The organism is Parapedobacter sp. ISTM3, assembly GCF_016533505.1.
In the GTDB taxonomy this organism is placed as follows: Bacteria; Bacteroidota; Bacteroidia; order Sphingobacteriales; family Sphingobacteriaceae; genus Parapedobacter; species Parapedobacter luteus.
The window spans coordinates 1-18,755 of the sequence record NZ_JAENGN010000019.1 but is presented as its reverse complement, the minus strand read 5'-3'; the positions used below and the strand labels follow the sequence as shown (position 1 = coordinate 18,755).

16 protein-coding genes are annotated in these 18,755 nt (G+C 45.4%); all 16 read left to right on the top strand.

Going from position 1 to position 18,755, the window contains the following annotated elements:
• The first annotated feature begins 2 nt into the window (after positions 1 to 2).
• Entirely contained in the window at positions 3 to 2,360 is a 2,358-nt protein-coding gene (locus JHJ32_RS19680; RefSeq protein ID WP_079715352.1) for a polysaccharide biosynthesis tyrosine autokinase, read from the top strand.
• Positions 2,361 to 2,458: 98 nt separating this feature from the next.
• Positions 2,459 to 3,517, top strand: coding sequence for a glycosyltransferase family 2 protein (locus JHJ32_RS19675; RefSeq protein WP_079715353.1), 1,059 nt, complete (start codon positions 2,459 to 2,461; stop codon positions 3,515 to 3,517).
• The gene (locus tag JHJ32_RS19670) at positions 3,469 to 5,010 is read left to right on the top strand and encodes a lipopolysaccharide biosynthesis protein (RefSeq protein WP_200122122.1); all 1,542 of its coding nucleotides are present in this window, start codon (positions 3,469 to 3,471) and stop codon (positions 5,008 to 5,010) included. The genes JHJ32_RS19675 and JHJ32_RS19670 overlap by 49 nt, the downstream gene beginning before the upstream one ends.
• A 185-nt stretch (positions 5,011 to 5,195) precedes the next feature.
• Complete coding sequence (locus JHJ32_RS19665; protein WP_139378500.1) at positions 5,196 to 6,653, top strand: hypothetical protein; 1,458 nt, start codon at positions 5,196 to 5,198, stop codon at positions 6,651 to 6,653.
• Positions 6,654 to 6,660: 7 nt separating this feature from the next.
• Positions 6,661 to 7,716 (top strand): glycosyltransferase, encoded by a 1,056-nt coding sequence (locus JHJ32_RS19660; protein WP_079715356.1) that lies wholly within the window; start codon positions 6,661 to 6,663, stop codon positions 7,714 to 7,716.
• 80 nt (positions 7,717 to 7,796) lie between these two features.
• The gene (locus JHJ32_RS19655) at positions 7,797 to 8,954 is read left to right on the top strand and encodes a glycosyltransferase (RefSeq protein ID WP_079715357.1); all 1,158 of its coding nucleotides are present in this window, start codon (positions 7,797 to 7,799) and stop codon (positions 8,952 to 8,954) included.
• Positions 8,955 to 8,994: 40 nt separating this feature from the next.
• Positions 8,995 to 9,996, top strand: coding sequence for a glycosyltransferase family 2 protein (locus JHJ32_RS19650; protein WP_079715358.1), 1,002 nt, complete (start codon positions 8,995 to 8,997; stop codon positions 9,994 to 9,996).
• Positions 9,997 to 10,073: 77 nt separating this feature from the next.
• Positions 10,074 to 10,910, top strand: a complete 837-nt coding sequence (rfbF, locus tag JHJ32_RS19645) for a glucose-1-phosphate cytidylyltransferase (RefSeq protein WP_079715359.1) — start codon at positions 10,074 to 10,076, stop codon at positions 10,908 to 10,910.
• A 4-nt stretch (positions 10,911 to 10,914) separates the two neighbouring features.
• Positions 10,915 to 12,021, top strand: coding sequence for an NAD(P)-dependent oxidoreductase (locus JHJ32_RS19640; protein ID WP_079715360.1), 1,107 nt, complete (start codon positions 10,915 to 10,917; stop codon positions 12,019 to 12,021).
• Positions 11,996 to 12,538 (top strand): dTDP-4-dehydrorhamnose 3,5-epimerase, encoded by a 543-nt coding sequence (gene rfbC / locus JHJ32_RS19635; RefSeq protein ID WP_079715361.1) that lies wholly within the window; start codon positions 11,996 to 11,998, stop codon positions 12,536 to 12,538. The genes JHJ32_RS19640 and rfbC overlap by 26 nt, the downstream gene beginning before the upstream one ends.
• Before the next feature lie 19 nt (positions 12,539 to 12,557).
• The gene (locus JHJ32_RS19630; RefSeq protein ID WP_200122121.1) at positions 12,558 to 13,880 is read left to right on the top strand and encodes an NAD(P)H-dependent oxidoreductase; all 1,323 of its coding nucleotides are present in this window, start codon (positions 12,558 to 12,560) and stop codon (positions 13,878 to 13,880) included.
• Positions 13,881 to 14,039: 159 nt separating this feature from the next.
• On the top strand, positions 14,040 to 14,462 hold the full coding sequence (locus JHJ32_RS19625) for a helix-turn-helix domain-containing protein (protein WP_176146073.1): 423 nt from the start codon (positions 14,040 to 14,042) through the stop codon (positions 14,460 to 14,462).
• Positions 14,463 to 14,549: 87 nt separating this feature from the next.
• Positions 14,550 to 14,915: a hypothetical protein gene (locus tag JHJ32_RS19620; protein ID WP_200122120.1), complete on the top strand. Its 366-nt coding sequence runs from the start codon at positions 14,550 to 14,552 to the stop codon at positions 14,913 to 14,915.
• A gap of 203 nt (positions 14,916 to 15,118) precedes the next feature.
• Complete coding sequence (locus JHJ32_RS19615) at positions 15,119 to 16,210, top strand: hypothetical protein (protein WP_200122119.1); 1,092 nt, start codon at positions 15,119 to 15,121, stop codon at positions 16,208 to 16,210.
• A gap of 206 nt (positions 16,211 to 16,416) precedes the next feature.
• Complete coding sequence (locus JHJ32_RS19610) at positions 16,417 to 17,424, top strand: glycosyltransferase (RefSeq protein ID WP_370584551.1); 1,008 nt, start codon at positions 16,417 to 16,419, stop codon at positions 17,422 to 17,424.
• A gap of 27 nt (positions 17,425 to 17,451) precedes the next feature.
• Positions 17,452 to 18,732 (top strand): glycosyltransferase family 4 protein, encoded by a 1,281-nt coding sequence (locus JHJ32_RS19605; protein ID WP_200122117.1) that lies wholly within the window; start codon positions 17,452 to 17,454, stop codon positions 18,730 to 18,732.
• The last annotated feature ends 23 nt before the right edge of the window (positions 18,733 to 18,755 follow it).

The window sequence follows — 18,755 nt, the reverse complement described above, 5'->3', positions numbered from 1 at the left end:
CCATGGACGCGAAACTTTTGAATCTACCGCCGCAATTTGCCGATTTAATAGAGCAGGACAAGCCGAAAGATTTTAGATTATTGCTATCGAAGTACCTCTATCATTGGCCGTTGTTTTTGCTATGCCTGTTCTTTACGCTTGCAGGGGCATTTTTATACATTTCCTACCGCCAGCCTGCGTACACGGTAAGAGCCAAACTGACGCTCTCGGACGAAGCAAAATCGACTGCAGATAAACTGGCTGTGCAACAGTTGGGCTTCAATGTGCAAAAGAAAGAAGTAAAAAGCCAAGTAGAGGTTCTTAAGTCGAGAAAATTGATTCTCTCGGTCGTCTCCAGGCTTCAGTTGTGGACCAACTACTTCCATACCGACTATCGAAAACGCGACTTATGGAAAAATACGCCGTTAAAGTTAACAATGGTGCAGCCATCCGGGCTATTTAAGAAAGATCACACATACTTAATCACCATTGACGATTCGACTCACTTCACATTGAAGAAAAAAGATGGAACGGAGCTTTCAGCTACGTTTAATGATACGTTGTCCGATGACTTCGGCCGTTGGAAACTGACCAAGACTGATCGGTTTGATTCCTTCATCGGAAAAACTATCCGAATCGAAGTCAGCGATCCGAATAAAGTTGTGACGAGATACCAAAAAGAGATTATGGTAACCCTGGATAAGGTAGATCCGATTGTGGATCTTTCCCTTACCGATGTGATTCCTGAAAGGGGGAGCGCGATTTTAGACATGCTGATTGAAGCGTATGAAGATTACAATGTCACAGATAAGAGATTGGAGACCAAAAATACACTTAAATTTTTAGACGAGCGGCTGACTTCCTTGACAGGTGAACTTAATGCTGCGGAGCAAAACGTCGCAGGCTTTAAGAGCAGTGTCGGGCTGACTGATATATCGTCAAAATCGCAGTTTTTTTTAGACAATGTCCAGCAAAATGATGCGCTTCTGAACGAAGTAAACGTTCAATTAAACGTGATAGAGGATATTGAGCGGTTTACTACGGCGGGTGGGAGCAGCACGCCTCCGGCTACCATCGGTATTAAAGACCCCGGGCTGATCAGTTTAGTGGATCAGCTAACAAAACTACAGTTGCAGAAAGAGCGGTTACTTGCTACGACACCCGAGGGCAATCCGATTTTTATTCCGTTGAATAAACAAATCAACAGCACAAAGGTCGCCTTGAATGATTACATCAAGAGCATAAAGAACTCGTTGGTCGTGACACAGCGCCAGTTGCAGCGCAACAATGAACAAATCGAAAGTTCAATAAGGAGCATGCCCATTCAGGAACAGAAATACATGAGCATCAAGCGGCAGCAAAGTATCAAAGAGGGACTGTATGTGTACTTGTTGCAGAAACGCGAGGAGACCGCATTAAGCTATGCCTCTACGCTTGCAGGGATGAAAATCATCGAGCAGCCCTATTATGACGAGCCTAATGGCGGAAAAAGCTTCCCGGTTGCTGTTGCGCTTCTTTTCGGCTTCCTGATGCCTATCGGCATTATCCATATCCGGGAGTCCTTACGCAATAAGGTCATGACACGAGAAGATATTACCTCGGCTACCAGCGCGCCGATTATTTGTGAATTAAGCCATTCAAACGACAAACAGAATGCCATAGTCGTATTCGACAATAGTAGGCTCATTATCGCCGAACAAATGCGTATATTACGAACAAACTTAATGCGGCTGTACGGCAGGCAAGAGAAAGGTAAAGTGACGCTGCTGACTTCCAGCATTGCTAGTGAAGGTAAAAGTTTTGTCACCGCTAATATCGGCGCATCCTTGGCAGCTTCCGGTAGAAAAACCATCGTACTCGAACTCGATCTCCGAAAACCAGAACTGACCAGATTGCTCAACTTAAAGATAGAGACCGTTGGATTGACCAGCTTATTGAAAGGGGAAGTCAGCAAAAACGAAGTCATCAAGCCATCCGGCGTGCATCCTTTGCTTTACGTCATGAAATCTGGGCCGGTGCCGGACAACCCTTCGGAATTGCTGGACAATGTCGCTATGGAACAGCTTATCAATGAGCTCAGGGAAGAGTATGATAACATACTAATTGACTCTCCGCCCGTGCATTTAGTGACAGACGGAATGATTCTGGCGGCTTACTGCGATGTGTGCCTTTACGTGGTCAGGCATAACTACACACCGAAATCAGAATTGAAATTTATCGATGAGATTTATCGGAATCACAAATTGCCCAATATGAATATCGTTTTCAACGGCGTCATGATGACCAATCACTTCGGATACCATATCGATTATGGGTATTACGATTCGACTAAACAAAAATTTGGTCATACGGTCTTCGGAGACTTTCTTAAACGTTTTTAGCGCTTATTAAAGCAAACACATCATAGCTTGTGCCTGCCGCAGAAATACCTGCCTGCGGTAGGCAGACAAGTTTCACCACCTAAAAACAATTCATGTAAATGAACAACGAAGCCAAAATCATTGTATTGACGCCCATAAAAAATGAGGATTGGATTCTCCATCAGTTTCTTACATTAACCAGTTTGTTTGCTGACTGCATTATTGTTGCCGACCAGCAATCCAGTGATCGCAGCGCCGAAATCTGCAGGGCATTTCCGAAAGTAATACGCATTGAAAACAATTCCAAAGAGTTTAATGAAGACCATCGGCAGTTATTATTAATAGAAACCGCGAGGAGGCACTTCCCAAAAGACACCAGGCTGCTGCTCGGACTCGACGCCGATGAGCTTGTCAGCGCCGACAGCTTGGAAATGACCCAAGTATGGGCCAGATTAAAGCGGTTGCCAAAAGGCACGTCCTTGCACTTCGAGCGGCCGGATATATTATATGGCAATAAAGCATGTATCCGGGGCAAAAAATACGCTCATTATTTCCCTTTGGGCTATATCGATGACGGCAGCCCGCATCAACCGGATTTGATCCACTCCCGTCGGGTGCCCAACAACCCGTCCGGAGAACATGTGTATGTTGAAGAACTTAAGTTTATGCACTTTTTCTGTGCACGGTTAAACTTGCGTCTTGCAAAGTTGCGTTATTACTCGGCGCTGGAAAATATAAAGCATACCAGTCGTTTTTACCTGCGTCGATACATTTATAGTCCGGATACGTATGAGCGAAACTACGCAGAACGGATAGAGCCACTACCTGAAAGCTGGATTAATTATCACCATACGATAGATGTTGATCTTAATAATTTTCCGGATCCTTCTTTCAACTGGCAAGATTTGGAGGTGTTAAAACTGTTCAAGACGCATGGTTGTAAACGGTTTCATTTGGATAACATATGGAGTTTTGACTGGGAACTGCTGCTTCAGCAGACTGGAAATTCAAACGGACTGTATCCGTCTGAGATACAACGCCCCGCTAAATTGCTAACCACGTTGTTAAGTTTCCTTGATAAGCTCTATCTAAAAAGCCGAAAAATCAGGAATCTCAACCTACTTTCATTATGTCAGCTTTTTCTCGACTTGTTTCCGGTACCACAGCTGCATGGTTAAAGATCATCATTACGTTGATCTCCCAATTGGCTATTGTCCCACTGTACTTATCGTTCTGGGATATTGAGACCTACGGGGTTTGGTTGGCTGTTTGGGCTTTTCAGGCGTTACTGACCATGCTGGATATTGGCCACCAAAATTATCTGGGCTATAAATTCCTGAAGTTGGGGCTACAGCCTCAAAGGGAACAACTGGGTCTTCATTTATGTTCGGGCATGATCATCGGATTTTTTTTAGGTGCATTTCAATTAGTCGTTGTTGTCTTTATCTGCCTATCCAATCGTTTAGGACAGCTATTGTCTACGGCTATCGATCTCGACGATCAGCTGCTCCGCGACGCTGGTATAGTTCTGATGCTGCAAAGCGCAACGTGGATGCTTACGGGTAGCGCCGGCGGGATCTGCGGACGTGCGTTGTATGCGTTTGACTATTATCCTCGTATGGCTTGGTGGGGTGTGCTCATGGCATTTGCCAACGCCCTGATACCAGCAATAGGTGTAGTGCTCGGAGCTGGGCTACTTCAAACGGGCATTAATCTGGTCCTGTCTACCTGGCTGGTCAACTTTTTCCTTTACGTGGATATGTTTTCCTTGTTCAAGAAGGAAGGAATACCATTTAATCGATGGAATTTAAGGCTCGGCTTTCAAAACTGGGTAAATTCGCTGGCTCTCTCTTGGAAAAGCCTGCTTGAAAATTGGCAGGTAGGGGGGGTGCGATTGATGGTCAGCTCCTTGGCCGGCACGCAGGCGTTGGTTACCTTCACTACCATACGCACCGGTGCGAATTTTGCCATGCAGGGGCTGCATAGTATTACCGACCCATTGATGCCGGAGCTGATGCGTTTTTTACATCAACGTGATCAGGCAAGAAGTGAGATCGCTTTCTCCACGGTATGGATGATCCTCGTGGGGGTGATGGCTCCTATGGTGGTGCTTTTACAGGCGTTTATTACACCGCTATACGCCATCTGGACACGGCGTAAATTGGATTTTGACCCGGCTTTGTTTGCATATCTCTCGATAGGGGTTTTGGTTTATGCCCTGGCCCAGCCCGCAATAGCCATCGTTTTGGGCAATAACTTATTGAGGCAGCAATTGATTATCAATACAGGCGCTGCACTCATCTTGGTTATTGGTGTATTTTTATTGGTGCCTTGGATTGGAATTAAGGGTGCGGGACTGGCTTTATTGATTTCAGAATTGATCATGACAGCAGCTTATTTCAAGGTGGCTATCAAATGGCTTGAAACGAACCAACTGATGTGGCCCAAACGAATAGCTACCTTGGCATTGTTGGCGGTCATTATTGCAGGTACCATCTCCCTTGCCATGGTTTACTGGCCCGGATCACGATGGGTGTTGGTCACCATCGGGTTGGTTGCATTGGTTGCCAACACGGTCAGCTTTTGGAAAGAACTTCCCCTGTTGGCCAGGGACCGGGCCAAGACGTTAATGAATAAGATTCCGTTAATCTGTAATTTCCGAGCATTTTGACACTAAATACTTCCTTTTCTTTGTGGAGACCGCCGTATTATTATTTGTTGAAAGGCGACGTGTTTTTACACCAACTTACCGCTTGGTCATGGGGTGTATTGGCGTTATTTGTTTTTTTACAACTATCATTTTATCCAAGCTTCGAAAACTTAAGCGCGTTGTCCGCCTCCGTTTTAGCGTGGATATTGATTACAACAATTTATTTCAAACCCGCTATATTGCGGGGATATCCGCTCACGTCCTTTTTGGTCATTGCCTTCGCCCTTACCCAGTTTTATTTTCCTGTTGTTTTTACATTTATCGAAGGGAAGTCCTTGATTTTTAATTTGCTTCTTCCTTACGAGGTGTTTTTCCATAGCTTGGCGGAGCTATGTGTCCTTATCCTGACGCACGCGATTTACCGGACATTTACCTACCGAAAGGTCTCGGCGATTTCCAAGGGTGTAAAACTACTGGCAAAGGGCGGATGGTTTACACCGCCTTCTAATCTGCAAATCTGGCTTATGGGATGTGTCGGTTTAGGGGCAATGGCGTACAGCGTATTTTTTATTTCTTCGCAGGAAGGTGCTGATGTGAGTGTTGCCGACAGGGTTATTCAGGGTTTAATGCCCTTCAGCTATGCGCCATATGCCATTCCATTTGGAAGGCTTTATGGAAAGACAAAAAACAACCCGCCCTATTTTATACTCATGCTGGCAATCTTCACCCTCTTGCTTTTCCTGGTAAGTATGGGAAGAAATAGCCGTGGTGCTTTTATGATGGGATTCACGGCGATAGGCTTTACTTACGCATTGGGGTTGCTTCTCGGTATTTATAAATTTAAAATATTGACATTCAAGAATGTGTTGATTGTTGTGTTAGGCGTTTGGCTGATTACCGGCCCGATATCTGATTTGGGGGTCGCTATGGTGCTGGTTCGCGGTGAAAGGAATGACATACCCCGTCATGAGCTTATCATGAAAACTATGGAGGCCGTACAGGACTATAAGGCCATAGCAGCGTTCCGCGACGAAGCCCAAGACTTCAATGAACTGGAGGAATGGGATGAGTATTACTTGGACAATATTTTTCTCGCCCGCTTCTGTAACTTAAAATTCAACGACATGAGCCTTGTACTCGCATCTCGGGTCAAGCAGGAAGAAAACAACATGCTGGAGTTTTCGCTCGATAAAATATGGGCGGAGCTTCCGCAGCCTTTTCTAAACCTACTACGTATCAACGTCGACAAAACGGAAGTAAGCGGCATGTCGTACGGTGACTACCTGCGCTACCTGGTTCTCAAGAATCCAATATATTTGGGTTCCTTTTTAGCCGGCCACATGTCAGGTACAGGTATTGCGGCCTTCGGTTGGTTTTATCTTTTGGTATTCGGCGTTTTACTTGTTCCTGTTTTTTTCTTGCTCGATATCTTGTATGTAAAGAACTACTTGGCAGGGTATCATCCAACGGACTATGTTTACATCGAACATCGATTTAGCCTTTGTGCGTTATTGAATATCACTTCTGTTTTCCTATTTCTTCCTTCAGAAAGTGTCATCTCCCTCGCTACTTTTCTGGTTAGGGGCTGGTTCCAACTGATGGTTCTTTATTTTATGCTTTTTCATCTCACAAACATGGTACACAAGCTATTTATGTCGAAATAAATTCCATATGATACAGATACTATACTTAGGTGACAATGATCCCTTTTCTACTTCAGCCCATCGCGCAACCGCACTTCGTCGTTTGGGGTATCATGTTCGGATTGTCAATCCGTTCGATGCTGTGAAACGGTCGCTACAATCGAATGTCCTCAACTACATTCATTACCGGACGGGATATCGTGCCTTGCAGGCGCAGCTCAAAAAATGGATTCGCCGTCTGCTGGAAGATACAACAAGGTATGATATCGTCTGGGTAGACAGCGGCGAACTTTTTGGCGTTTCTTGTCTCTCATTACTAAAATCGTTTAAGTGCCCAGTCATCCTTTACAATATTGACGACCCTACGGGACGCCGGGACAAAGGCCGGTTTAAGACGCTATTGAAAGCAATACGCCATTACGATTTGGTGGTGGTTGTACGGAAAGAGACCGAACGGGAATGCAAGCTTTTAGGAGCAAAGAAGGTGATTCGCGTGTATAGAAGTTATGACGAAATCGAACACAGGCCTTTCGACAATCCTGCGGATATTCCCGCAAAATACCGCTCGGATGTGACCTTTATAGGCACATGGATGAAAAATGAAAACCGTGACCGATTTTTATGTACGCTGATCGAACAAGATATCTCCGTCAGCATTTGGGGGAATCGATGGCCGAAATCGCCCTATTGGGAACGGCTAAAACCGTATTACCGAGGAGCCGCGCTTGGCGGTAGGGATTATGTGGCTGCGATTCAGGGTGCAAAGATCTGCCTGGGCTTTGTTTCCAAAGGCAATCGCGACCAACATACCACTCGCTCGGCTGAAATACCTTATGCGGGAGGGTTATTATGTGCCGAGCGAACGCCCGAACATGTCGCAATGTATTTTCCGGGGAAAGAAGCTGTATTTTGGTCTGACGCACAGGACTGTGCCTTAATCTGTAAACACCTTTTGCGAAACGATACCTTAAGGGAGCGGATTAAGCAGGCCGGCGCGGAGAAAGTTCGAAAACTGGGGCTTGGCAACGAGATGATTTGCAAAGAAATCCTGTCCCACGTCGATTTACAACCTGTCTTACTATAGGCATATTCTTTATCTTCTGCGTGAGGCACGGACACGGCGGGTTTCGATGTATTGAGTCGCTAATCTATCAACTTAACGATATGGACATTGTACTGGTAGCGCATCCCACTTTTTTGGGCTATCGAAGTATAGCGCAGTACACTAAATTACTTAAAGACGGTATGGAAATAAGAGGCCACGATGTGGAAGTTTGGACTGCTGATGATTTCTTCTTCAGGCAAACCAGGCACCCTTTACTGAAAAAATGGTTGGGATACATTGATCAATACCTCGTCTTTCCGATAACGATTAAAAGGCGCCTAAAGACATGCCCTAAGCATACCCTATTTGTTTTTACAGATCAGGCCCTTGGACCTTATGTGCCCTTGCTCCGTAAACGTCCCCACGTCATCCATTGCCACGATTTCCTAGCGCAACAGTCGGCGCTTGGAGAAATCAAGGAAAATCCCACGGGTATTACCGGGAAAGTCTTGCAAGCTTACATTAGGCGTGGCTTCCGGATGGGCAAGAACTTTATTTCCGTATCGGAGAAGACACGTAATGACCTTCACCGGTTTTTGAGGAAAGATCCGATTATTTCAAAAGTTGTCTACAATGGGCTCAACGAGGACTATCAGCCTTTTGATAAAGAACTCGCCCGGCTTATTTTGGGAAGGCGACTGGGGCGTAACTTGAGAAGCGGTTACCTGCTGCACGTTGGCTCCAATCACTGGTACAAAAACCGGCAAGGGGTATTGGAGATATACGATTCTTGGCGCGCTTTTACCAAACGTAAATTGCCTTTGGTGATGGTCGGTGCCACACCTGACAGTCGATTAGCTGATGCCTATAACCGGTCGCCATATAAACGGGATATTTACTTTATGTCCGACGTAGATAACGAGCTATTGGTCTTTGTGTATGCCGGCGCCCAGATTTTTCTATTCCCTTCATTGGCCGAAGGTTTTGGTTGGCCCATTGCCGAAGCCATGGCTTGTGGTAGTCCGGTCATAACAACCAATCAGGCACCTATGACAGAAGTTGCCGCTCAAGCAGGTATCTACATTCCCAGGCGGCCATCCCATCCTGAAGAAGCTGAAATTTGGGCCTTTGAAGCAGGTAGGCTAATCGAACGCGTACTGGAATTGAACGAGGAGGACTACCAGAAAATCGTGGCTGATTGTGTTGAAAACGCACAGCGATTCAATACAAATGCTGCGCTCAACTGTATAGAGACCATTTATCGCCACATTGTATAGATCTTTCTACTGACGTTGAACGCTATTTATTAAATCTCATATGCACAAGCAGAAACGCTCTCCGACTATTTCTATCATTACACCCGTATGGAATGGGCTCCCTTATATAAGGGAGTGTGTGGATTCCGTGCTGATGCAAGAATTCGATTCCTGGGAGCTATTGATCAGTGACAACGGGTCTACTGACGGAACAAGAGCGTACTTGGATACATTGGATGACGAGCGTATCAGGGTATTCAAACAGCCGACAAATCTCGGAATCATGGGAAACTTAAATTTCCTGTTCGAACAGGCGCAGGCCCCGATTAGTCAGATTTTATGTGCTGACGATTACTTTATACATTCGAAATCGCTCGGGCAAATCGTCCAATTTTGGGATGGGCGGCCGGCAGTGGGCTTTGCGTGCTTTACGGACGAGCTCCCGTCCGATTCGCGGATCACCAAACTAAAAAACAAGTTTCTTCCCGAAGTCATCACCCCGGAAATGGCCAACTTATGGTTTTTCGTCTTTGGCAATTTTGTTGGCAACTTGTCTAATATTTCCGTGCGTACCCGATTGATCGCGGATAAGGGGTATTTCGACCAAGGACTTCCTACAGTAGGGGACTTTGAGTTTTGGTTGAGGGCTTCGGAAAGCGTTGCGATAGGTTTTCAGAAAGTACCCATCGTTTATGTACGGCAGCATAACGGGACGGCCACGCATTACATGAATCGGAAATGTGAAGCATTGAGAGAAAAAATAACGGTATACGAGCTGTTAATCGACCGGTTGACGCCTTCTATCGAGAAACGGAGTTTGGTAAATTATTTTAATCAGGAGGTCTGTGCCAGCTTCTATAGGACGGGGATTCGAAGCATGTTACATGGACAGTTTGCCTTTATCCGCACATTCATAAACACACGCGGTTCAATTGTCTGGCCCAAGTGGCGGATGCTGTTCGAAGGGCTCATCTACGTATTCTTCAACAGGAAACAGGAACTGACCTACCGAAGCGCGCTCCGTATTTTGCGGGTACAGAGCAGGACACCTCTTGAAAAATAGCGTCGCAAAACCGCCGTGTAACAGTGCACACGCGGAAAGAACCAATAAATATAGGTGATTAATTAAATCCAGTACTAATGAAAGCAGTTATTCTAGCGGGTGGTTTTGGTACCCGTATCAGCGAAGAAAGTGGTATACGCCCCAAACCGATGGTAGAGATCGGTGGCAAACCGATCCTGTGGCATATTATGAAAATCTACTCGACCTACGGTATTCATGATTTTATTATTTGCTGTGGGCATAAGGGGCACGTTATCAAAGAGTATTTTTCGCATTATTATATTGATAATGCTGATATAACGTTTGATCTGGCGAAAAATAGCCTCGAAGTGCATAAAAAGGACACCGAACCCTGGCGCGTCACCTTGGTGCATACCGGCTACCACAGTATGACGGGAGGGAGGCTTAAACGGGTACGGGAATATATCGGTGATGAGACCTTTTGTATGACCTATGGTGATGGGCTTAGCGATGTCGATATCGATGAACTGATAAAATTCCATAAAGCTTGCGGTACAGAAGCCACGCTGACGGCAGTCCAACAGCCAGGAAGATTCGGTGCATTTAATTTAGGAGCCGAAGACATTCAGATCTCCTCATTTCATGAAAAGCCAGCAGGGCATGAGATGCCTTGGATCAATGGCGGATTTTTTGTGCTCGAACCTTCGGTCATTGATTATATAGAAGGAGACCACACCGTCTGGGAGCGTGAACCGCTTGAGTATTTGGCCAACAAAGGACAATTATCTGCCTATCGGCATACTGGTTTTTGGCAACCCATGGATACCCTCCGCGATAAGAACGTGCTTGAGGAACTGTGGGAAAAAGGCGTAGCGCCATGGCATGTAGAATCGCTGGAAAAGAACATCGCCAAGAAACTCCTGTACGCAGCTGTTGATAACATTAAATCCTAAAAATATGAACATTTTAATTACAGGAAACATGGGCTATGTCGGCCCGGGTGTGATTTATCGGCTCAGAAATGCATTTCCGACAGCGACGTTGATTGGCTATGACATGGGTTACTTCGCCTCATGCATAACCAATGCCGACGTATTGCCTGAATGCAAGCTCAACCAGCAAATCTTCGGAGATGTCCGATCGCTGTCGCCGGATGTGCTAACGGCGATTGACGCCGTTGTACACCTGGCAGCCATCTCTAACGACCCCATGGGATTAGCCTACCACGATGTCACACTTGATGTCAATTATCGCGCGACCATTGCCATTGCGACGTTGGCGAAACAAGCAGGGGTGCGTCATTTTGTTTTTGCTTCCAGTTGCAGCATCTATGGTTTTGCCGATGGTGCAGATAAAGTGGAAACGGACGACCTTAATCCGCTCACAACTTACGCGCAATCTAAAGTACAAAGTGAGCAAGCCTTAGCGTCTCTGGCGGATGAACAGTTTACGGTCACCTCCCTTCGTTTTGCAACTGCTTGTGGAATGAGTGACCGTCTTAGGTTAGACCTTGTCTTGAATGATTTTGTAGCCAACGCCGTGCTAAAAAGGCACATTAAAATCATGAGCGATGGAAGCCCCTGGCGTCCGCTTATCCATGTCAGTGATATGGCCAGGGCAATCGAATGGGCAGTCTGTAGGCCTGCGACAAATGGAGGGGATTTCCTTGCCATCAACGTAGGGAGCAATGCCTGGAACTATCAGGTAAAGGCGCTGGCCCAAGCTGTCGCCAACATCATCCCCGACACGACTATCAGTATCAATTCGGACGCTGTGCCCGACAAACGATCGTATCGGGTTAATTTCGATAAATTTGCCGAGCTTGCTCCTGATCATCAACCTGTTTTCACCTTGAAAGAAACGATTATTGAACTCGTGGAAGGACTTGTTTCATTGGATTTCAAAAGCTATGATATTTATCAATCGCCCCTTATCCGTTTGCGCGTGTTGAACAAGTTACAGATTGAAGAAAGGTTAAACGCCGACTTAACATGGACAAATCATAACCCACCCAGATTTGAAACCAATTTAGTATATCATGATTTTCAAAGAAACCAAGCTTAAAGGTGCCTACATTGTCGATATAAACCCCATTGAAGACGAGCGTGGATTTTTTGCCCGGGGCTATTGTCAAAAGGAATTTGCCGCACACCAACTCATCAGCACGGTTGTACAGACGAACTTCAGTTTTAACAAAAAAAAAGGCACACTCCGCGGCTTGCATTTGCAGGCAGCTCCCTATGCAGAAGCCAAGTTGGTGCGTTGCACGCGGGGTGCTATCTATGACGTTATTGTCGATATGCGAGAAGATTCGGAAACCTTTACCCATTGGATTGGCGTCGAATTAACAGCCGAAAATTACCGGATGTTATATGTTCCGGAAGGTTTTGCTCATGGTTTTATTTCGTTGGAAGACCATACCGATGTCTGTTATCAAGTGAGCCAATTTTATACGCCAGGCCATGAGCGGGGCTACCGTTGGGATGACCCCGTCTTTGGAATTCAATGGCCCATAAATCCAGTTGTTATCTCTGAAAAAGATCAGGCGCATGCCCTTTTTCAATGGAATAAAAATCTTTAACTGAATAAAGTTTATAACGATGATTATTATAGATACTGCTTTAGCAAAATGTCAAAGCGAGGGTAAGCCCATTCGAGTAGCGATGATAGGCGCCGGTTTTATGGGCCGGGGCATAGCTCTTCAGATTTGCCGCTATACACCTGGAATGGAGCTGGTAGCAATTGCCAACCGAAACCTTGAAAAGGCCAGGAATGCGTATACATTGGCGGGAGTTCCAGCTGTGTATGAGGCCGGTACGGTGCGGCAGGTAGAAGAACTAATTGCACAGCAAAAACCTGCGGTTACTGATAATGCGTTACTGTTATGCGAGGCCGAAGGAATCGATGCAATCATTGAAGTAACAGGAACCGTTGAATTTGCGGCAACGGTAATCTTCACGGCCATCAAGCACAAAAAACACGTCGTCTCCATGAATGCTGAAGTTGATGGTACCGTGGGCCCTATTTTAAGTGTGTTTGCCCAACGTACTGGCGTCGTATACACCAATGCGGATGGCGATCAACCGGGAGTAACCATGAACCTATATCGTTTTGTCAAAGGAATCGGAGTCAAACCCGTACTCTGTGGCAATATCAAGGGGCTCCATGATCCATATCGCAATCCAACGACCCAACAAGGGTTTGCTAAAAAATGGGGACAGAAGCCGGCCATGGTCACCTCTTTTGCAGACGGCAGCAAGATTTCCTTCGAACAAGCCGTCATTGCCAATGGTACAGGTATGCGTGTAGCAAAACTGGGGATGCTTGGCCCTACGGTGCCCGCCGGCACCTCGCTAAAAGAAGCAGTCGGCCTATTTCCGTTAGACGAATTATTGGCCGGAGAAGGGATAGTGGACTACGTGGTGGGTGCAGAACCAGGTCCTGGCGTGTTCGTATTAGGCACGCACGACCATCCCATGCAGCAACATTATCTGCATCTTTATAAGCTTGGGGAAGGGCCACTGTACTTGTTTTATACGCCCTATCACCTTTGCCATTTCGAGGTTCCGAACACGGTGGCAAGGGCGGTGCTGTTCAACGACGCTACCCTGAAACCGATGAACAAACCTCATGTAGAAGTCGTGGCGGCGGCGAAAATCGATTTGACAGCCGGATCCATCTTGGATGGTATCGGGCACTACATGACGTATGGCCTTTGTGAGAACACCCCAGTCCGGGCTGCAAAAGGTTATCTTCCTATCGGCGCAGCTGAAGGCTGCATACTTAGGAAGGATGTGCCAAAAGACCGAGTACTTACCTATGATGATGTTTTGTTGCCAGAGGGCCGATTCATCGACCAACTAATCCGGCAACAGGACGCGTTCTTTGGATTGATGCCCGAATCAGCTCGGTCAGTAGTTTAAATAAATCGTCAAATTGTGTTGGGTTATGTTATATTTATTAATCGAAACATTATTTTTTCAACGTAATGTGTATTTTTAAAGAGATAAATTTGCCTTACAATCAATAAATAAAGGGTATTTCTGACGAATTCTGCAACACATTTCTAATTGTTATACGACATGGAAAAGCATTATGGTCAAATCTTGGAACACGTTATTCGCAGCAATGGTTTTAATATAAGCGAGTTATCCAGGCTTTTGAATGTTAACAGAAGGTCTATTTATAATTGGTTTAACATGCCAAGGATTCGACCGGAAATAATTTTTAAGATTGGATGTGCGCTTAGGTATGATTTTTCAAAGGAATTTCCTGAACTTTTTCGTCCCGAGGAGTTCAGTAAAAAGATATGCCTTCGGAACCCCGAAAAAACCGCGGCCTTAGACCGGAGCGGAGATCGCTGGGAACATAAATACATCGCATTATTGGAAAAATATAATGAGATGCTGCTGAACCAAGTCGAGCAATTATACAGTTCCGGTGTTTGCAGATCACTATTCAATTTTGGCGTACCACTGATTGCTGAATTCGCCATTCACTTTTAACGCCGATCGTCCAAGCTAAATTTTACTAATGGTAACTGTTCTTTTTTTATCATAGTAAAGTACCTATTACAATTAAAACCAACGTTTATGAAGACCGGAAAACACCATGGTAAAACGATAGAACGTGTTATAAGGGTTCATCAAATTAGCATTAGTGAGCTAGCCCGTTTGTTAAATGTAGACAGGCGCTCGATTTATAACTGGTTTGATAAGCCCAATTTGCGCTCTGAAATCATCTTCAAGATTGGCTATGCGATTAAATATGACTTTTCGAAAGAGTTTCCTGAACTTTTTTCTGATGATGAGTTCCGCAGCGTTTTCGAAAAGAATCGTTTGAACCCTCAGACAGCGTTGAAAGCAACGGAAAAGTTCAACGAACAATATTGGAAAAGCAAGTACCACGAATTACTTCAGAAGGTACATAAATTCGCTGTTCACCCTCCTAAAAAATAGCACATAACGCCTGATAAGCAAGATCTGGCCAGGCTTGCTTTCATACAACATTCCTACAACTAAACCAAAACCGCGTTTCGCTATGAAACCTGCATGAGCTGCCGAAAGTCCAGCTTACGTAAGCTTCTTTGCCATTTGAAACATAACGTAGTGGCCAATTGATACAGTTAAAACAAACAATCATCCACAAGCAATTTATTCTAATGAAGATTTTATTTTTTACAAGTGCCGTCGAAGATTATTTAGGTGATGGCATCTTAATCGGCCTGCGTGCACTTTTTGGTGACGATTGTATTGATTATCCAAAATGCGAAATACTTTACCAAAATTGCCCGGACAATGTGCTGTCACAAGTGCGGGGAAAGGGGTTCACGTTGTATACGGGTTTGCTGGATGACATTCCTATCGATCGGTTTAATATTGAGTACAAACTCCAAAACGGGTACTATGATCTCATTATATTCGGGGATATACAACGTCAGTTTGGCTTGTTCGTGCACTTCCGACCATGGTTGACGAAGCGGAATACGATTATCATGGATGGGTTAGATACTTCGCAGCCCTACCCGGCCCGCGGGCGCTGGTGGCGGAGACCTTATTATTGGTTTCTTCCGAAGGCCCATAAGCCTTTTCTTTATTTTAAACGAGAGTGGACGGATGATACTTATTTCAATGCGGCGGCACGTTTGTTACCGGCTCCGGTACGAAGAAGGTTGCCTTCAGCTAAAAACCTTCGGTCGATTTCCTTTAGTGTGCCGGAAGAAAAAATTGTCGGCCAGCTCCCCGAAAAGAAAAAGGACTTCCCGAAACACATAGTCGACAATGAACTGGCGGATAAGATACCAGGGTCCACCACCACCTATGCTTTCCAAAGCGAAATCGAATATTATCAGGATTTACAAGACGCCCGTTTCGGAATCACGACCATGCGCGCAGGATGGGACTGCCTGCGGCACTATGAAGTGGCTGCAAACGGTGCCGTGATTTGTTTTAAAGACCTAGACCGAAAGCCCCATACCTGTGCACCTCATGGGCTGAAAGCAGGAGTTAACTGTATTGTATATCACGATTATGATGACTTGATGGGACAAATCAATCGACTGGATAAGGAAAAATACGCATCACTTCAGCGAAAATGCTGGGAGTGGGCGCACCAGAACAGCTCGGAGAACAAAGCAAAGGAGCTGCTCAGCGTATTTACGGCGGAAAACCCACAGCTGGCTCGTGAAATTTCGAGGTATTCCATTGAAAATCAAACGAGAAATGCCGTGGCGTCGATTACGGATTTTTTATAGGTAGACAACGCGAACCAAAATAAACCTTTAAAAATTTAGCAGCAGTGAACATTCTCCATTTAGTTTCCACGCTCGACCCGCAAAGTGGCGGCGTGGCTACCGCAGTTCATAGTTTTATAATTGCAACCGAAAATGAGGGCGTAAAACAAGAGGTTTTATGTTTGGATAACCCTCTCGAGAGTTATATTAGAAACAAACCCTATGTTGTGCACGCGCTCAGTCCCGGCAAATCGGCTTGGAAATACCATAAAGATTTATTGAAATGGATAACGATTAATCTACAGAAATACGATGTCATCATCGTACATGGTTTGTGGCAATATCAAAGCTATGCCATTGTGAAGGCGATTAGTACCTCGCAAAAAACCCAGCCGCTGTTATTCACCATGCCACACGGTATGCTGGATCCCTATTTCCAGCAAGCAAGAGGGCGACGCCTTAAGGCAATCCGTAACATTTTCGTCTGGCATTTGGTTGAGAAAAACTTAATCAATAAATCCGACGGACTTTTTTTTACTTGTGAGCAGGAAAAGATCCTTGCGAAGGAAACCTTTTTAGGTTATAGGCCCAAAGCTACATTCAATGTGGGTTTGGGAATCCCTTTTCCACCCGTTTACTCATCAACCATGCCCTCCGCATTACCGGATAGACCTTATTGGCTTTTTCTTGGCCGGATAGTACCCAAGAAAGGGGTCGACTTGCTGATTTCCGCCTATAATAGGGTGTTGTCGGAATATGTAGATATTCCTAATTTGGTTATAGCTGGGCCGGGCCTTAATACGCCATACGGACGATATATTCTTCAACTGGCGAAAGATAATCCGCGCATTCATTTTACAGGAATGCTGACCGGCAAAGCCAAATGGGGCGCGATATACAACTGCGAGCTATTTGTATTGCCTAGCCATCAGGAGAATTTCGGCATTGCCATTGTCGAAGCTATGGCTTGTGGAAAACCGGTATTGATCAGCGATAAGGTAAACATCTGGCGGGAAGTCGTGGAAGGCGGCGGGGGGTTGGTCGACACGGACACAGGAGACGGGGTTTACAACATGCTGAAGCGTTGGCTTAACCTAAACCAAGGAGAAAAACAAGCTATTTCCGTCGCCACAACACACGTATTTGAGACTAATTTTACTATGGAGCGAGTTGCTTCGCGAATGGTCACATCCATAAAATCGTATAGTGAAAACGTTTATGCTATTAAATATTGACACATTAACACATCCTTAACGCACGACATGAAAGCAGCTTTTTTCTTTGATTCCGCACGGCTTGGCCGCCAATGGTCGCTCAATGTATCCGAACAGGCATTGTCTGGTACCGATGGTATATTGCTCCGGGTTTACACGAAGTTGGCCGGTGTACATAAAGGCGTACATCTCCTTTCGACCAGTAAACCCGTTAGCCAGAAAGAAAAAACCGCCATCGTTTTAGTCAAGGACCTGATTGATGCCTATCACTATTGCAACAATAATCAGATCAACTTTTTGGTATTTAATGCCGAAGAAGATTTGGTACAGTACCGATTGTTCCAAATCGCTCAACATAACCACACAAAAATTATCGCTTGGGCCCATTGCTCGCCATCGTTTGATTGGATGACTAAGGCCTATCATTGCCCCGCTTTCTATAAACTTATCAGCGTTTCCAATGTGCAACGTTATAATATGGCTCATCATCCGCTATTTAACCGAACCGTCACCATTCTGAATTTTGTAGACGCTATCGGATTGGGTTATCTGGTGAATCCTACCAAGCACAAGGAAACATTCATTACCTATATCGGTGCACTGAAAGCAAGCAAGGGATTTCACCATCTAGCGGATGTTTGGCCAGAGGTGCACCGGCGTTTTCCATCGTATATACTTAACGTATGCGGTTCGCCCGGCTTATACGGAAAAACACAGCAACTTGGGCCTCACGGGATTGCAGAAGAAGAATACGAACGCAGGATTTTAGCACCACTGGGCGGAAGCAGGGAATCTGCGAAGGAACTGAACGTAGCATTTCAAGGCAGCGTGCCTAAGACAGTGCTTTATGACATCATAAGCCGAAGTACCGTAGTAGTCGTCAACCCAAATGCGACGGCACATGGGTCAACCGAAACGTTTTGTGTGTCTGCCGCGGAAGCAATGAGTCTGAGGGTTCCAGTCATCGGAGGCAAAGCCGAAGGGCTTTTAGAAGTTGTTGGAAACAAACGCGGGGGACTTTTAGCAGCAAACGAAGAGGAGCTTTTATCGGCCATCACCTATATCTTGGAACATAAAGAGAAAGCCATTCAGTTTGGCAAGACCGGCCGGAAACGAATGATCACTTATTTTAACGAAGAAAAATCTATTCGGCGCTGGGCGGCGCTGTTAAATGGTGAAAATATCGACCCCAATGACTTTACTGAATTCGATCCCCGGAATGGTGTTTACTATTTCAAAAGGGCTATCGGCATCCTTTTTCCCTTGCATGTTATCAATAGGATAAAAAAGGTAAAAAAGTGGAGCCGACAGCTTGCCATTCACCGATGAAGCATACGTGATGCCTGCATGGG

What these genes read in the sequence shown, in the direction of transcription:
- JHJ32_RS19615 (WP_200122119.1), top strand. Translation starts at nt 15,119, where the DNA reads ATGAAGATTTTATTTTTTACAAGTGCCGTCGAAGATTATTTAGGTGAT.
- JHJ32_RS19605 (WP_200122117.1), top strand. Translation starts at nt 17,452, where the DNA reads ATGAAAGCAGCTTTTTTCTTTGATTCCGCACGGCTTGGCCGCCAATGG.
- JHJ32_RS19655 (WP_079715357.1), top strand. Translation starts at nt 7,797, where the DNA reads ATGGACATTGTACTGGTAGCGCATCCCACTTTTTTGGGCTATCGAAGT.
- JHJ32_RS19660 (WP_079715356.1), top strand. Translation starts at nt 6,661, where the DNA reads ATGATACAGATACTATACTTAGGTGACAATGATCCCTTTTCTACTTCA.
- JHJ32_RS19650 (WP_079715358.1), top strand. Translation starts at nt 8,995, where the DNA reads ATGCACAAGCAGAAACGCTCTCCGACTATTTCTATCATTACACCCGTA.
- JHJ32_RS19675 (WP_079715353.1), top strand. Translation starts at nt 2,459, where the DNA reads ATGAACAACGAAGCCAAAATCATTGTATTGACGCCCATAAAAAATGAG.
- JHJ32_RS19640 (WP_079715360.1), top strand. Translation starts at nt 10,915, where the DNA reads ATGAACATTTTAATTACAGGAAACATGGGCTATGTCGGCCCGGGTGTG.
- JHJ32_RS19680 (WP_079715352.1), top strand. Translation starts at nt 3, where the DNA reads ATGGACGCGAAACTTTTGAATCTACCGCCGCAATTTGCCGATTTAATA.
- JHJ32_RS19630 (WP_200122121.1), top strand. Translation starts at nt 12,558, where the DNA reads ATGATTATTATAGATACTGCTTTAGCAAAATGTCAAAGCGAGGGTAAG.
- JHJ32_RS19670 (WP_200122122.1), top strand. Translation starts at nt 3,469, where the DNA reads ATGTCAGCTTTTTCTCGACTTGTTTCCGGTACCACAGCTGCATGGTTA.
- rfbC (WP_079715361.1), top strand. Translation starts at nt 11,996, where the DNA reads ATGATTTTCAAAGAAACCAAGCTTAAAGGTGCCTACATTGTCGATATA.
- rfbF (WP_079715359.1), top strand. Translation starts at nt 10,074, where the DNA reads ATGAAAGCAGTTATTCTAGCGGGTGGTTTTGGTACCCGTATCAGCGAA.
- JHJ32_RS19620 (WP_200122120.1), top strand. Translation starts at nt 14,550, where the DNA reads ATGAAGACCGGAAAACACCATGGTAAAACGATAGAACGTGTTATAAGG.
- JHJ32_RS19625 (WP_176146073.1), top strand. Translation starts at nt 14,040, where the DNA reads ATGGAAAAGCATTATGGTCAAATCTTGGAACACGTTATTCGCAGCAAT.